We start from the raw sequence: 14,616 nt of genomic DNA, 5'->3' as shown, positions 1-14,616 counted from the left end.
TGGAGCAGCGGAGCAAGCTCCGCTCTACGTGGCGGGAGCGTCTTCATCGCATCGTCCCGTGTGCGCTATCCTGCGGCCATGAGTTCCGGCCAGCCTCCGCGCATCGCCTTTCTCGCCAGCGCCACGGACGATGCGCGCGGGGCGCTCGAGTCGCTTGTCGCCGAGCACGGCCAGCATGAGCCGGAGGAGGCCGACGTGCTGTGCGCGCTCGGCGGCGACGGCTTCATGCTGCAGACGCTGCACCGGCACGGCGCGCTCGGCAAGCCGGTCTACGGCATGAAGCTCGGCAGCGTCGGCTTCCTGATGAACCACTATCGCCAGGAAGGGCTGCTGGAGCGGCTGCAGGTGGTCGAGCCGGCGGTGCTGCGGCCGCTGGAGATGATCGCGCAGACCGAATCGGGTGCGAGCGTCGGCTCGCTGGCCTACAACGAGGTCTCGCTGCTGCGGCAGACCCGCCAGGCCGCGCACCTGAGCATCGACCTCAACGGCAAGCCGCGCCTGGACGAGCTGATCTGCGACGGCGTGCTGGTCGCGACCCCCGCCGGCAGCACGGCGTACAACTTCTCCGCGCACGGGCCGATCATGCCGCTGGGCGCCAGCGTGATCGCGCTCACGCCGATCGCCGCATTCCGGCCGCGACGCTGGCGTGGGGCGTTGCTCAAGGCGCAGACGGAGGTGCGCTTCCGCGTGCTCGATCCCTACAAGCGCCCGGTCAGCGCCACCGCCGACTCGCACGAGGTGCGCGACGTGATCGAGGTGACCATCCGCGAATCGCAGGACCGGATCGTGACCCTGCTGTTCGATCCCGAGCACAACCTCGAGGAACGCATCCTCAGCGAGCAGTTCGTGGTCTGAGGCGCATCTAAAACCGGGGTCTGAGTCTGAGGGTTCCCCTGTTTTCCTGCAATCAATTCAACGGCTTGGCTACTTCCCCCCTTTGAAAAAGGAGGGTTGGGGGGATTTGCTGGGCCCGGCTAAGTCAAGGCCAAAGCAAATCGCTTCGCGATTCCCGGCCCCCGCGCAGCGCGCGAGGGCACTCAAGCCGCCGCAAGCCTGCGGCTTGCAAGCGGCGGCTTTCGCCCCCTCAATCCCCCTTTTTCAAAGGGGGAAGACAAGCGCCAGGAAATGTGGGGAAACCTCAGGGTGCAGAGTGCACTTTTTCCCAGTTCCCATGGGTAGCAAGCCATCGCCGGAGAAAAGTGCACTCTGACCCCGGTTTTTTACGGCTCGCTGTCGCCGACGGCTTTCGCCAGCGGACGCACCCGGGTGACCAGCGCCATCAGTGTCCGGCCAGGCTCTTCCAGCGGGGCGAAATGCGCCGAGTGCTCAAACCACACGGCCTGCTTGGCGGGCGCCTCGACCTGTTCCAGCCAGTCCGCCGCCGCCCGCGAGGGGGTGCTGTAGTCGTGGCGTCCCATGAACATCAGTACCGGCGCTTCGACCTTGCGGACCTCGCGGAAGTCGACGTCGTTCCACTGTCCCAGGATCCGGTCGAGCGTCAACGCGCTGCCCAGGCCGATGGCCTTGCGGTCGGCCTCGCTGTAGTCGGGCGACAGTCGCTGCGATGCGAAATAGTAGTCGGAGTTGTCGCGATAGGCGCTGTGCCCGCCGTAGTGGATCACCCACTTGCGCTGCCGGTCGATGCGGCCGCCGCGCACGTCGCCGCCGGGGTAGGGCGCCAGCGCCTCGAGTTCGACGATCGCCTCGCGGTTGCCGTCTTTCGTCGCCTGCGCGAGCGCGTACTCGTAGCCGATGCGTTCGCCAAGGCCGGGCTGGATGATCTGGCCGAGGCCGATATAGGCATGCAGCCATTCCGGCTTCTCCACCAGGGTGCGCATGCCGACGATCGAACCCCAGCTGTGGCCGAGGAGAAAGACTTTGCGCTTGCCGTAGGTCTCGCGCAGGTGTGCGATCAGCTCGATGGTGTCGGCGACATAGCGGTCGATCAGGATCGTCGGCGCGACCGCGTCCGGATCGTTCGCCAGGTACGTTTTTCCGGCGGCGCGCTGGTCCCACTGGACGACGGTGAAATAGTCCTCCCACGGGCGCTGGAATGTCCATGCCGCCGGCATCATGGGCGCCGCGGGGCCACCGTGCAGGTACAGCAGGATCGGATTGTCGCGATCGGCGCCGCGGACCGAGATCCACTGGTCGATGCCGCCGAGGGGAACCCGGTACATTTCCTGCACGCCGTCGGGCGTGACGATGCGCTGCACGTCGCCGATGATCCGCTTCGCTTCGGCGTAGGGCGATTCGCCGCCGGCCCCGGTCTCCGGCCCGGCGGCGGCGGGCGTCGTGGCGACGCACCCGATGATGCAAGTCGTGAGCAGGAAGCTGCGCAATGTGCGGGTCATGTCGACTCCAGTCATGAACGGCCGGGTTCGATTCGAGTGTCGCAACCACCGGTTCGCGGGTGCAGTGTCGATCGTCACGGCATCGAACCGGGCCAACGGCGCGCCTCTCGCCTGCCTGCGTATTCATCGCGCATACTCGCGCCATGTCCGCAGATACCCCGCCGCCGCTGATCGTCGCGATCTCCTCACGGGCGCTGTTCGACCTGGAGGACAGCCACGCGCTGTTCGAGCGCGACGGCATCGAGGCCTATGCCGAACACCAGCGCAGGTACGAGGACGAGATCCTGGAGCCGGGCATCGCCTTCTCTCTTGTGCGCAAGCTGCTGGCGCTGAACGAGGGCGCGGCGCCGGACGCGCCGCGGGTCGAGGTGATCCTGCTGTCGCGCAATTCCGCCGATACCGGCTTGCGCATCTTCAATTCGATCCAGCATCACGGCCTGCCGATCTCGCGCGCAACCTTCACCTCGGGCGAGCCGACCTGGCCGTACATCCGACCGTTCGGCGCGCAGCTGTTCCTGTCGGCCAATCCGGAGTCGGTGCGGCGGGCGCTGGCCAACGACGTCGCCGCGGCGACGATCCTGCCGGCCAAGGCGCCGCAGCATCGCCACGACCAGTTGCGCATCGCGTTCGACGGCGACGCGGTGATCTTCGGCGACGAGGGCGAGCGGGTCTCGCAGGAAGGCGGGATCGAGGCGTTCCACCGGCACGAGCGCGAGCGTGCGCGCGAGCCGTTGTCGGGCGGCCCGTTCCGCGCGTTCCTGTCGGCATTGCACGATCTGCAGGCGGCCTATCCACCGGGGGAGGGCTCGCCGATCCGCACCGCTCTGGTCACCGCGCGCTCGGCCCCGGCGCACGAGCGGGTGATCCGCACGCTGCGCGAGTGGGGCGTGCGGCTGGACGAGGCGCTGTTTCTCGGCGGCCGCGCCAAGGGCCCGTTCCTGGAGGCGTTCGGCGCCGACATCTTCTTCGACGACTCCCAGCACAATATCGACTCGGCGCGCCTGCACGTGGCCACCGGCCACGTGCCGCACGGCGTCTCCAACCCGTAGAGCGGAGCTTGCTCCGCTACGTAGGCTCCGGAGCCTGGACCTGTAGAGCCGAGCTTGCTCGGCTGTGCGGGCTCCGGAGCCCGAAGCAGCGGAGCAAGCTCCGCTCTACAACGGCAGGCGGATGTCGGACAGGCGCCAGCGCAGGCCATCGCGGGTGAGCACGAACACCACCGGGCGGCCGGCGTCGTCATGGACGGTCGCGGTGAAGCGCGACGGTGACTCATAGCGGCGTTCGGCATCCTGGAGCGGCTTCGCCGCCGGTTCGCCGGCGGGTTGTTGTGGCAGAGCGCGGACGTCGACGCGCCGCCAGACACGGCGGCCCTCCATCATCGCCGCGAGCCCCACCGGGGTCACCATCGCATCGACCGCGCCGCCGGCCACGCCGCTGGCGATCCGGAGGCCGATCTGGCCGAGGGCGCTGCCCTGCGCATCGGCGCCGGCGCTGCGGACCAGGTAATCGTCGAGCTGCAGCTTGAGGCTGCTGCGCAGCGCCGGGAAATCGACCTGCCGCGCGAGCGCCCGGGTGTCGTCCTCCTGTACCGCCTGCTGGATGGCACGGATGGTCAGGTACGGACCGGCGGCAACATAGGCGCAGAGCGCCAGCAGCAGCGCTGCGGCGAGCCAGATCCATTTCTTCATGCGTCGCTCCATGGCGGCCGGGTTCGGCCCAGTGTGCCGCGCATCGCTGAACCTCTGCAAAGCCGGTTCGTCATGTTCGCTTGGAAACAATGGAAGAGCGCCTTCGGCGGTCCGCGCGGGGCGGGAGCCGCACCGCGGGGATTGCTCCGCCCTTCGGTCCGGCCATCCATGGCCGGACTCAGGGCCGCTGCACATCCCTGTGCAGCTCTCCGCAATCCCCGCGGCACGCCTCCCGCTCCAACGCTCGTCGACTTCGGTGGGAGGGCCTCCGAGCATCCGAAAGCGAATCACCGATGCGGCGTCCGGGCCGGGGTATGCGGATAGCAGGCCATGGATGGCCTGCGGCGGCGAGTCCGCCATGGATGGCGGACCGAGCCGGGGAGCATGCCCCGGCTCGGGCGCCGCTGGCTCCGAGGCCCGCGAATCGCCGTTTTTGTGGCACCACACGGCGCCTTCGGTTTGCCGCGCGGGGCGTGAGCCGAGAATCTAGAACTCCAGGTCCAGCGCCGCGCACAGGTAGTCCATGAACGGTGCGGTGGCACGCAGGTCGCGGGCCAGGACCTGGCGCAGGCGCGGGCCGGCCATGGTGGCGTCGTCGATGCTGCGCAGGGCGATGAAGTTGCGCCGGCGCAGGTCCTCGATGAACTCGAAGTCGGCGGGAAAGCCGCGCGGCGGCCGCACCAGCATCTCCTGGCTGCCGAGCCGGTAGCGTCGCCGGAAGGCCGGTGCGTGCGCGGCGGTCTTCCAGCCGGCGGGATTGTCGACCACGAACTGGCGGATGCGACGCAGCACCGGCGACTCCGGATGCCAGATGCCGGCGGCCACGAAGCAGTCGCCCGGCTCGAGGTGCAGGTACCAGGACGGTGCCGCGGTTTCACGGCTGCGCTCGTGGAACAGGCGCGCGCCCTGCCAGGTCTTGTACGGCGACTTGTCGTTGGCGAAACGGGTGTCGCGGTGGATCCGGAACAGGGAGCCGCCGACCGGCTTCGGGTCGGCGCGGAAGTGCGGGCTGACCGCGAGGACATCGGGATGCAGGTCCGACAGCAGGCGCCGGAACGGCTCGCGCACGTGCGCTTCGTAGTCCGCCTTGTGGGCGTGGAACCAGGCGCGTTCGTTGCGGCGGGCGAGGGCGCGCAGGAAGCGGAAGGAGCGATCGCTGAAGTAGGTCGTCATGCGTGGGGTGCGGTGGCGATGGGGACGAAGCTTGGGTTTACGTGGCCGGCTCCCGGCTCCGAAAGATCGATTGGCGCCGGAATCGCGGAGCGTTCGCGGGGCGGCCTTGCGGGCGCGTTTCGAGTCGCTCCCCGATACTCGCTTGGTCGAAACCCGCCCGCAAGGCCGCTGGAGATCGCGTTGGCGCCCAAGGAGACAGAAAAGGCGGGGACCGGCGTCAGCCCAGTTCCACCTCGCGCTCGCGGCTCCATGCCTCCAGCCGGTCGAGCAACGCGAGCTTGGCGCCGTCGCCGGCATGAACGAGCCGGAGCGCGGCGATCTCGGCGAAGAAGCCGGGCAGCGACAGTTCCGACAGCTCGCTGCCCTCGGCCAGGCGCCGGCGCCGGTAGTCGTCCCAGCGCTGCCGCTCGGCGGCGTCGAGCGTGTGCGGCCAGTTGCGGGCGCGGTAGCGGAACAGCAGCTCCGGCAGGCGCGGATCCTGGAAGCCGAACGTGCGCGTGCCCAGCGCTTCCGCCGGCGTCGCGCGCACCTCGGGAAAGCGGCGGCGGTCGGCATCGGCGATGAAGCCGTCGTAGAGCGCGGCGTCGACGTCCGATGGCGCCCGTGCGGCCTCCGTCGCATAGACGCGGCGCACCTTCTCGGCCAGCGCCGGACCTGCTTCGCGCAGGCGCGCGGCGCGGGCCGAGACTGCGGCGGGGTCGATGCCCAGGCGGTCGATGTCGGCGCGGGTGAGGTGGTGCCAGGCGACCAGCGCCGGGCAGCGGTTGAGATGCACTTCCTTCAACGCAATGCGGCTCTCGCCGGGCGGCAGGTCGGCGGTCGGGGTATAGAGGCGGTCGGCGATCGCCTCCGGTTCCAGCGCCAGCAGCGCGTCGGGATCGCTGTCCAGGTCGAACACGATCACGCGGCTGTCGATGCGCGGGTGCACGGCCAGCGGCAGCACCGGCGCGGCGCACATGCGCGTGGCCGGGTAGCGTTGCGAGACGTGCAGCGCCGGCTGCATGGCGACGGTGTCGAGCAGGCCGGCGGCGTGGCGTTTGTCGCGCAGGCGCAGCGCGTAGTCCCACAGCCGCGGGTGCGCTGCGCGCAGGCGGCGCGCCATGCCGATCAGCGCACGCACGTCCGACAGCGCCTCGTGCGCGTCGCCGGTGCGCACGCCGTTGGCCGCGGCCAGATGCTCGAGCCGGAACGAGCAGGCGCCGTCGTCGCGCTTCGGCCAGACGATCCCCTGCGGACGTAGCGCATAGGCCAGCCGCAACACGTCGAGCAGGTCCCAGCGCGAGTTGCCGCTGCGCCACTCGCGCTCATAGGGATCGTAGAAGTTGCGGAACAGGCCGTGGCGCACGAACTCGTCGTCGAAGCGCAGCGAGTTGTAGCCCACGCTGCAGGTGCGCGGCTGCGACATCGCCTCGAAGATGCGGGCGAACGCGTCGGCCTCGCCGACGCCGTCGCGCAGCGCGTCCTGCGGCGCGATGCCGGTGACCAGGCTGGCGGCCGGCGTGGGCAGCAGGTCGTCGGCGGGACGCACCATGAAGTCGATCGGGGCGTCGATCTCGTTCAGCGCCTCGTCGGTGCGGATCGCCGCGAACTGCGCGATGCGGGTGCGGCGCGGATCGCTGCCGAAGGTTTCGAGATCGTAGAAGAGGAAGCTGGTAGGCATAAGAAGTGCGGTGCTATTGGCTAGTCACTTTCGCAAGCCGTGGCGACGGCATCGTTCGCTGCTTGGGCGGAGGGTTTGTGGGGGCGCGGGCGCGGCTATTCATTGTCGTAAGCCGTGGCGACGGCATCGTTTCCTGCTTGGGCGGAGGAGTCGTGGGGGCGCGGTTCACGGAGGCGCGCCCTCCTGCAGCGGCGGAAGCTGGCGTCGTACGTCGGCGTCGAGCGCGGCCCGGTCGACATCGGCGGGATCGCGGATGCCGCGCGTGGCGCGCTCGAGGATGTCGTGCTGGAGATTGCTGCGCTCGAGTGCGACGGCGTACGGGATGTGCATGAAGCTGACCATGGCGTAGTGCGGCACGAAACGATCGGGGTGGCGCTGCTGCAGTTCCAGTTCCAGCTGCCGCTGCAGCAGATAGTCGGCGTCGTCGACGCGATCGCGCATCTCGCGGTAGTTTTCAAGCGCCATGTGCTGGATCGCCGCGGCGTTCGGCCGCCGCTCCGCCGCGAATGCGGCGAAGGCCTCCGCCGGCGACGCCTCCGCCTCCAGCCGGTCGGCGAGCGCCACGCAGTCCTCGAAGGCGCAGTTCATGCCCTGGCCGTGGAACGGGACCATCGCATGCGCGGCATCGCCGATCAGCACCGCGCGGTCGTCCAGGTGCCAGCGGTCCAGGTACAGCGTCGCCAGCGTGCCGGCGGGGTTGCGGGCCCAGTCGGCCTCGAGGTCCGGGATCAGCGGCAGCGCATCGGCGAAATCGCGGGCGAACAGCGCGCGCGCATCGGCCGGGGTGCGCACGGTGTCGAATCCCGGACTGCCGTGGTTGGGCATGAACAGCGTGACCGTGAACGTGCGCTCGTCGTTGGGCAGGGCGATGCACATGTAGTCGCCGCGCGGCCAGATGTGCAGGGCGTTGGGTTCGATGCGGAAACCGCCGTCGGGTGTGGGCGGGATCTCCAGCTCCTTGTACGAATGGTCCAGGGTCTCGACGCGCTCGCCCAGGTCGGTCTCGCGCTGCATCGCCGCGCGCAACGCCGAGCCGGCGCCGTCAGCGCCGACCAGCGTCCGGAACGTCACCTCGCATGCGGAATCGTCGCGGTCGTCGACGAAGCGGGCGCGGCGGGCGTCGAAGTCGATGCTGTCGAGCCGGCGGTCGAAATGCACCGCCGCGCCGGCGCGCTCGGCCAGGTCGAGCAGGGTGATGTTGAGGTCGCCGCGGTGCACCGACCAGATCACCTCGGAGTCGTCGCGGCCGTAGCGCTGCAGCTGCTGGCTGCCGTCGGTGAAGTGCACCATGCGTCCGCGCATCATCACCGCGTGCGCCATCACCGCGGCTTCGGCGCCGGCCTGCTGCAGGGCGTGGCGGCCGCGTTCGGCCAGGGCCAGGTTGATCGAGCGCCCGCCGGCGTAGCCCCGCACCCGCGGATCGCCGCGTTTTTCGTACACGTCGACGCGCCAACCCTTGCGTGCCAGCAGGATCGCGAGCAGCGCGCCGGCCAGGCCGGCGCCGACGATGGCGATGTGGTTGCGTTCCGGCGTCATCGTACCTCCATTGCGAAAGCTTTCAGCCACGGATTAGCGCGGATGAACGCGGATGAAGATGAATCGAGTCGGCACGGACCACTTTGCGCCTTATCCGCGTTCATCCGCGTCGATCCGCGGCTGAAAATGCGTTCATCCGCCACGCCATGCTTCCACCGCGCGCGCAAAGCGCAACACGTCGGCGTGGGTGTTGTACAGCGGGGCGGGGGAGATGCGGATCACGTCCGGTTCGCGCCAGTCGCCGAGCACGCCGCGCGACGCCAGGAATTCGAACAGTGCCCGGCCGCGTTCGCGTCCGCCGGCCACGCGCAGCGACAGCTGGCAGCCGCGCCGCTGCGGCTCGCCCGGGGTGACGATCCGCAGCGTGTCGGACAGCGATTCGCGGATCAGCGCTTCCAGATACCCGGTAAGGTGCTCGGACCGCCTGCGCAGCGCGTCCATGCCGGCGCGCGAGAACAGTTCCAGCGAGGCGCGCAGCGGCGCCAGTCCCAGGATCGGCGGGTTGCTCAGCTGCCAGCCGTCGGCGCCGGGCGTGGGCACGAACTCGGGCCCCATGCGGAAACGGCTTTCCCGCTCGTGCCCCCACCAGCCGGCGAAGCGTGGTCGGTCGGTGCGCGCGTGGCGCGCATGCACGAAGCAGCCGGCGACCGCGCCGGGACCGGCGTTCATGTACTTGTAGTGGCACCAGACCGCGAAATCGGCGCCGCTGTCGTGCAGCCGCAGCGACAGGTTGCCGACGGCATGGGCCAGGTCGAAGCCGACCACGGCGCCGGCCGCATGCCCCAGGCGGGCGATTTCCGCCAGGTCGAAGGCCTGCCCGGTGCGGTACTGCACGCCCGGCCACAGCACCAGCGCCAGGCGCGGACCGTGCTCGGCGATCGCGCGTTCGATCGCCTGCATCGAGATCGTGCCGTCGGCCTCGTCCGCCTGCAGCTCGATCAGGTCGGTCGCCGGGTCGAAACCGTGGAAGCGGACCTGCGACTCCAGCGCGTAGCGGTCGGAGGGAAACGCGCCTGCCTCCATCAGGATCGCCGGCCGCGCGCGGGTGGGGCGATAGAAGCTGACCAGCATCAGGTGCAGGTTGGCGGTGAGCGAGTTCATCGCCACCACCTCCGCCGGCTGGGCGCCGACCACGTCGGCCAGCGGCTCGCGCACCAGTTCGTGGTAGGGCATCCACTGCGCCTGGCCGGTGAAATGTCCCTCCACCGCCTCCATCGCCCATTTGTCGAGCACCTCCTCGACATGCGCCCGCGCGGCTCTCGGCTGCAATCCGAGCGAATTGCCGCAGAAATACGCCTGGTCGTCGCCATCGTGCTTCGGGATCAGGAATTCCCGCCGCAGGCCGGCCAGCGGATCGTCGGCGTCCTGCCGCCGCGCGTAATCTACGGAAAAGATATCGGTCATTCCTGTCTTCTGTTTGCCGCGGATTTGCGCGGATGAACGCGGACAGAGCCGATCCGAGGGGCTATCGCGTACATCATCCATCGTCGCGTATGCCTACTGCTTGCTCGGTTGCTACGGATTCCACCGGTCCGCATCTGCCGCCTTTGGCCCTTGTCCGTGCTGATCCGCGCAAATCCGTGGCCAATCATCATCTGAAACGAGACATCGACAGGTCCAGCCATTCCAGCGCCGTGCCGTGATAGAGCCGGGCCTGTTCGGCCTCCGCCAGGTCCAACTCGGCGATGCCGGCACCGGGGGTCTGCTCGCCGAGCGGGAACGGATAGTCGGTGCCGAGCATCACCCGCTCGACGCCGCAGGTGTCGATCAGGTAGCGCAGCGCGCGTGGATCGGCGACCCAGGAGTCGAAGTACAGCCGCTGCAGGTAGTCGCGCGGGTTGTTGGGGTTGTCGGTGGCGACCAGGTCCGGGCGCATGTTGTAGCCGTGTTCGATGCGGCCGATGGTGTACGGAAAACTGCCGCCGCCGTGCGCCATGCACACCTTCAGCTTCGGCAGTCGCTCGAGCACGCCGCCGAAGACCAGGCAGCAGGCCGCGCGCGACTGCTCGGCCGGCATCCCGACCAGCCACGGTAGCCAGTACTTGGGCATGCTGTCGGTCCCCATCATGTCCCAGGGGTGCACCAGGATCGCGGCGCCGAGATCGGCGGCGGCCTCGAAGAACGGGAACAGTTCCGGCGCGTCCAGGTTCCACTCGCCGATATGCGAGCCGATCTGCACGCCCTGCAGGCCCAGCTGGTCCATGCAACGCTCGAGTTCCTGGATCGCCAGTCGCGGGGATTGCAGCGGCACGGTGCCGATGCCGGCGTAGTGGCGCGGGTGCGCCGCCACGGTCTTCGCCATGTGATCGTTGAGTGCCTGGTGCAGTTCCAGCGCCTGGTGCGGTTTCGCCCAGTAGCTGAACATCACCGGCACGGTGCTGATCACCTGCACCTGCACGCCGAAGCGGGCGTAGTCGTCGATCCGCTCCTGCGCGTCCCAGGTCTTGGACCAGATCTCGCGGAAGAAGCGCCCGTCCTTGTAGATGCGGTGGCGGCCGTCGGCGGTGTGGTGGATCACCGGAAAGCGCGCGTCGTCGTACTTGGCGGCCAGGTCGGGCCAGCTGCGCGGCAGGTAATGGGCGTGGATGTCGATCTTCAGCACGACGGCATTCTAGCGGTCCCCGCGGCGCGCTTGCGAATCGCCCGGTGTGCGCGCCTGCCGGCGCCGCGCCGGAGCCCCGCGTAGAGCCGAGCTTGCTCGGCTGCTCTTGATCCGGAGCCGGAGCAGCCGAGCAAGTTCGGCTCTACGGGATGGGCCTGGAGTCGGCGCAGCGGAGCAAGCTCCGCTCTACGCGGCATACTTCACCGGTGCAGGGTTGAGGTGCCCGCAGTTGCCGCAGGTCCGGTGTTCCTTCGACGCGTAGAAGCGCTCGAACACCGGCGGGAAGTCCTTTTCGATGTCCCCGAGGTGGAAATACTCCTCGTACAGCTTGTGGTTGCAGCGCTCGCAGTACCACAGCAGCCCGTCCTTCTCGTGCGGCAGGCGCTTGCGCTCGATCACCAGCCCGATCGAGTCCGGGCCGCGCTGCGGCGAATGCGGGATGCGCGGCGGCAGCAGGAAGGTCTCGCCGGCGCGGATCGGAATGTCGCGCGGGCGGCCCTCGTCCTGCACGCGCAGGGTCATCTCGCCCTCGATCTGGTAGAACCACTCCGGGCCCTCGTCCCAGTGGTAATCGGTGCGCTGGTTCGGGCCGCCGACCACCATCACGATGAAGTCGCCGTCGTAGATGCACTTGTTGCCGACCGGCGGCTTCAGCAGGTGGCGGTTCTCTTCGATCCAGGCCTGGAAATTCAGCGGTTCGGGCAGCATGCGGGCTCTCCTTCTGACGTCAGGAGCGGCCGGGCAGCGCCGCGACGCACTTCAACTCTATCGCGATCGGCGTGGGCAGGGCGTCGATGCCGAGCGTGGTGCGGCAGGGCGCGGCGCCGGCATCGGGGAAGTATTCGGCCCAGATCGCGTTGTAGGCGGCGAAATCACGCGCCATGTCGGTGAGGTAGACGGTCACGTCCACCAGATCCTGCCAGCGCGCGCCGCTGGCCTCGAGCACCGCGCGGACGTTCGCGAACACGGCATGGGTCTGGGCGGCGATGTCGTAGCCAAGCAGGCGGCCGTCGGCGTCGACCTCGTTGCCGGGGATCGCGTTCGTGGCCGGGTTGCGCGGGCCGATGCCCGACAGGAACAGCAGCCCGCCGACCCGGCGCGCGTGCGGATAGGCGCCGACCGGCGGCGGTGCGGCGTCGGTGCGGACGATATCGCTCATCGATCGGCTCCTATCCGTCGCGCGGGGTGGTGGTGGGCATGCCGGCAATGGCGGCGGTGTAGGCCGGCTCGACCTCGTCGGGGCCGGAGATGTCGATCGCCAGCGGCCGCACGCGGCCGTCGGCTAGGCTGTAGACCCAGCCGTGCACGTCGATCGCCTGGCCGCGTGCCCACGCGTCCTGGACCACGGTGGTGCGGCAGACGTTGACCACCTGTTCGACCACGTTGAGTTCGCACAGGCGCGCGTGCCGTAGCTGGTCCGTCGGCACCTGCGCGAGCAATGCCGCGTGCTTCTGGGCGACATCGCCGACGTGACGCAGCCAGTTGTCGGCGATCCCGACGCGGGTGCCGGTCAGGCTGGCGTGCACGCCGCTGCAGCCGTAGTGGCCGACCACCAGGATGTGCTCGATCTTCAGCAGGTCGACCGCGAACTGGATCGCGCTGAGCGCGTTGAGGTCGGTGTGCACCACCAGGTTGGCGACGTTGCGGTGCACGAACACCTCGCCCGGATCCAGCCCGAGGATCTGATTGGCAGGCACCCGCGAGTCGGAGCAGCCGATCCACAGGTATTTCGGCGCCTGCTGTTGCGAGAGGCGGTCGAAGAAACCGGGATCCTCGCGGCGGATGCGTTCTGCCCATTCGCGATTGCGGTTCAGGAGGTCGTCGAGTTCGGTCATCGTGTGCCAATCAGGCGAAGAGCGCCCGCATCAGGAAAATGGAAGCCATCAGGAGGGAGAACGCGGCGACCGCGAAGCCCGCCGCGGCGACCAACGACAGCAGTTGGACGACGGCGCCTTTCACCGCATTTCGATCCGGATGCCGACGTTCTTCGGCTCGGTGAAGAAGCGCATCGCCTCCAGGCCGCCCTCGCGGCCCATGCCGGACTGGCCCATGCCGCCGAACGGGGTGCGCAGGTCGCGCATCAGCCAGGTGTTGATCCAGACGATGCCGGCGCGCAGCCCGGCGGCGAGGCGGTGCGCGCGGTCGAGGTCGCGGGTCCAGACCGAGGCCGCCAGGCCGTAGTCGCCGGCATTGGCCAGCGCCAGTGCTTGGGCGTCGTCGTCGAACGGCTGCAGGGTGGCGACCGGGCCGAAGATCTCCTCGCGATTGGTGGCGCAGTCGGGCCCGAGGCCCTCGATCACGGTGGGCGCCACGAACCAGCCGGGCCGCTGCAGCGCCTCGCCGCCGCACAGCACGGTGGCGCCTTCGTCGCGCGCGCGCGCGATCGCCGCCAGCACCTTGTCGAAGTGCGCCTGCGAGACCAGCGGGCCGAGCCGCGCATCCGAATCCATCGGGTCGCCGACGCGCAGCGCCAGCGCCGCCTCGACGAAGGCCTCGCGGAAGGCGTTGTAGATGCGCCGCTCGACCAGGACGCGCGAGCCGCACAGGCAGATCTGTCCGGAGTTCTGGAACGCCGAACGGACCAGCGTGTCCAGGTGCGCCCGCCAGTCGCCATCGGCGAATACCAGGGTCGGGTTCTTGCCGCCGAGCTCGAGCGAGAGCTTCTTCAGCAACGGCCCGGCGATCCCGGCGATGCGGCGGCCGACCGCGGTGCTGCCGGTGAAGGAAATCGCTCGGATGCCCGGATGCGCGACGATGGCCTCGCCGACCTCCGCCCCGCGGCCGTGCACGATGTTGAGTGCGCCGGCGGGAAAACCGATCTCGGCCGCCAACTCGCCCAGCAGCGTGGCGGTCGCCGGTGTGACCTCGGACGGTTTGGCCACCACGGTGTTGCCGGCGGCCAGCGCCGGCGCGATCTTCCAGGTGAACAGGTACAGCGGCAGGTTCCAGGGCGAAATCGTGCCGACCACGCCCAGTGGCGTGCGCAGGGTGTAGTTGAGCCCGGCCTGGCCGTGGTGCGATTCGCTGGAGAACTGGGTGGCGGCATGGGCGAAGAAGCGCAGGTTGGCGACCGCGCGCGGGATCTCCACGTCGCGTGCGAGCGCGAACGGCTTGCCGCCATCGCGCGCCTCGGCATGGGCGAAGTCGTCGGTGCGGGCCTCGAGCGCGTCGGCCAGGCGTTCCAGCCAGCGCGCACGCTGGTCGTTGGGCTGCGCCGCCCAGTCGGGGAACGCCCCGGCGGCGGCATCGACGGCGGCACCGACGTCGGCGGCGTCGCCGTCGTCGACGGTCGCATAGGTCCGCGCAGTGGCAGGATCGAAAACGTCGAGCCGGCGGCTGCTGCCCGCGTTCCGCGTCTTGCCGCCGATGAAATGTGCGAAATGCCGCATCCGTGCATCTTACCGCGGCGGCGGTGGATTCCAGGCGGGCAGCGTCGCCGCGACATCAGGCTGCCCGCCTGTCCCCGCGATTCCGGGAGCGGTGAACCACGGGGCGACGGAGGTCGGCGGCGCCACATCGTCACCGCGACTGTGGGAGCGACGGAAGTCGCGACTCCCCGGCGGCGGCATGCCACCGCCACTCCCACATGGGGTGAAGTCATGC

General features: G+C 69.4%; 13 protein-coding genes. 2 read left to right on the top strand and 11 right to left on the bottom strand.

Annotated elements, in window-relative coordinates; translation table 11 throughout:
- Positions 1–78: 78 nt before the first annotated feature.
- A complete protein-coding gene (locus AB5T46_RS06020; protein WP_370562952.1) occupies positions 79–855 on the top strand; it encodes an NAD kinase in 777 nt (258 codons plus the stop codon).
- Between the two features lie 365 nt (positions 856–1,220).
- On the opposite strand, the gene AB5T46_RS06015 is transcribed toward AB5T46_RS06020, so the two are convergent.
- Positions 1,221–2,354: an alpha/beta fold hydrolase gene (locus AB5T46_RS06015; RefSeq protein ID WP_370562951.1), complete on the bottom strand. Its 1,134-nt coding sequence runs from the start codon at positions 2,352–2,354 to the stop codon at positions 1,221–1,223.
- A 143-nt stretch (positions 2,355–2,497) separates the two neighbouring features.
- Here AB5T46_RS06015 and AB5T46_RS06010 point away from each other — a divergent pair, with 143 nt between their 5' ends.
- Entirely contained in the window at positions 2,498–3,403 is a 906-nt protein-coding gene (locus AB5T46_RS06010) for a 5'-nucleotidase (RefSeq protein ID WP_370562950.1), read from the top strand.
- A 105-nt stretch (positions 3,404–3,508) separates the two neighbouring features.
- Here the strand turns inward: AB5T46_RS06010 and AB5T46_RS06005 are convergent, their stop codons facing one another.
- The 10 genes from AB5T46_RS06005 to AB5T46_RS05960 form a co-directional block, all read right to left on the bottom strand.
- Entirely contained in the window at positions 3,509–4,042 is a 534-nt protein-coding gene (locus AB5T46_RS06005) for a DUF2939 domain-containing protein (RefSeq protein WP_370562949.1), read from the bottom strand.
- Between the two features lie 486 nt (positions 4,043–4,528).
- The gene (locus AB5T46_RS06000; RefSeq protein ID WP_370562948.1) at positions 4,529–5,215 is read right to left on the bottom strand and encodes a DUF2461 domain-containing protein; all 687 of its coding nucleotides are present in this window, start codon (positions 5,213–5,215) and stop codon (positions 4,529–4,531) included.
- Positions 5,216–5,432: 217 nt separating this feature from the next.
- Positions 5,433–6,875, bottom strand: a complete 1,443-nt coding sequence (sbcB, locus tag AB5T46_RS05995; protein WP_370562947.1) for an exodeoxyribonuclease I — start codon at positions 6,873–6,875, stop codon at positions 5,433–5,435.
- A gap of 165 nt (positions 6,876–7,040) precedes the next feature.
- Positions 7,041–8,411, bottom strand: coding sequence for an FAD-dependent oxidoreductase (locus tag AB5T46_RS05990; RefSeq protein ID WP_370562946.1), 1,371 nt, complete (start codon positions 8,409–8,411; stop codon positions 7,041–7,043).
- A gap of 132 nt (positions 8,412–8,543) precedes the next feature.
- Positions 8,544–9,815 carry a kynureninase gene (kynU, locus tag AB5T46_RS05985; protein ID WP_370562945.1) on the bottom strand — a complete coding sequence of 424 codons (1,272 nt, stop codon included), beginning with the start codon at positions 9,813–9,815 and terminating at the stop codon, positions 8,544–8,546.
- A gap of 187 nt (positions 9,816–10,002) precedes the next feature.
- The gene (locus tag AB5T46_RS05980; RefSeq protein ID WP_370562944.1) at positions 10,003–11,013 is read right to left on the bottom strand and encodes an amidohydrolase family protein; all 1,011 of its coding nucleotides are present in this window, start codon (positions 11,011–11,013) and stop codon (positions 10,003–10,005) included.
- 186 nt (positions 11,014–11,199) lie between these two features.
- Entirely contained in the window at positions 11,200–11,721 is a 522-nt protein-coding gene (locus AB5T46_RS05975) for a 3-hydroxyanthranilate 3,4-dioxygenase (RefSeq protein ID WP_370562943.1), read from the bottom strand.
- A gap of 19 nt (positions 11,722–11,740) precedes the next feature.
- Positions 11,741–12,172, bottom strand: coding sequence for a RidA family protein (locus AB5T46_RS05970; RefSeq protein ID WP_370562942.1), 432 nt, complete (start codon positions 12,170–12,172; stop codon positions 11,741–11,743).
- Between the two features lie 10 nt (positions 12,173–12,182).
- Entirely contained in the window at positions 12,183–12,848 is a 666-nt protein-coding gene (can, locus tag AB5T46_RS05965; protein ID WP_370562941.1) for a carbonate dehydratase, read from the bottom strand.
- 120 nt (positions 12,849–12,968) lie between these two features.
- Complete coding sequence (locus AB5T46_RS05960; RefSeq protein ID WP_370562940.1) at positions 12,969–14,402, bottom strand: aldehyde dehydrogenase; 1,434 nt, start codon at positions 14,400–14,402, stop codon at positions 12,969–12,971.
- Positions 14,403–14,616: the final 214 nt, after the last annotated feature.

It is taken from the genome of Luteimonas salinilitoris (assembly GCF_041300785.1).
Classification (GTDB): Bacteria; Pseudomonadota; Gammaproteobacteria; order Xanthomonadales; family Xanthomonadaceae; genus Luteimonas; species Luteimonas salinilitoris.
The sequence above is the reverse complement of the archived record's forward strand: the minus strand, read 5'-3'. Positions and strand labels throughout refer to the sequence as shown.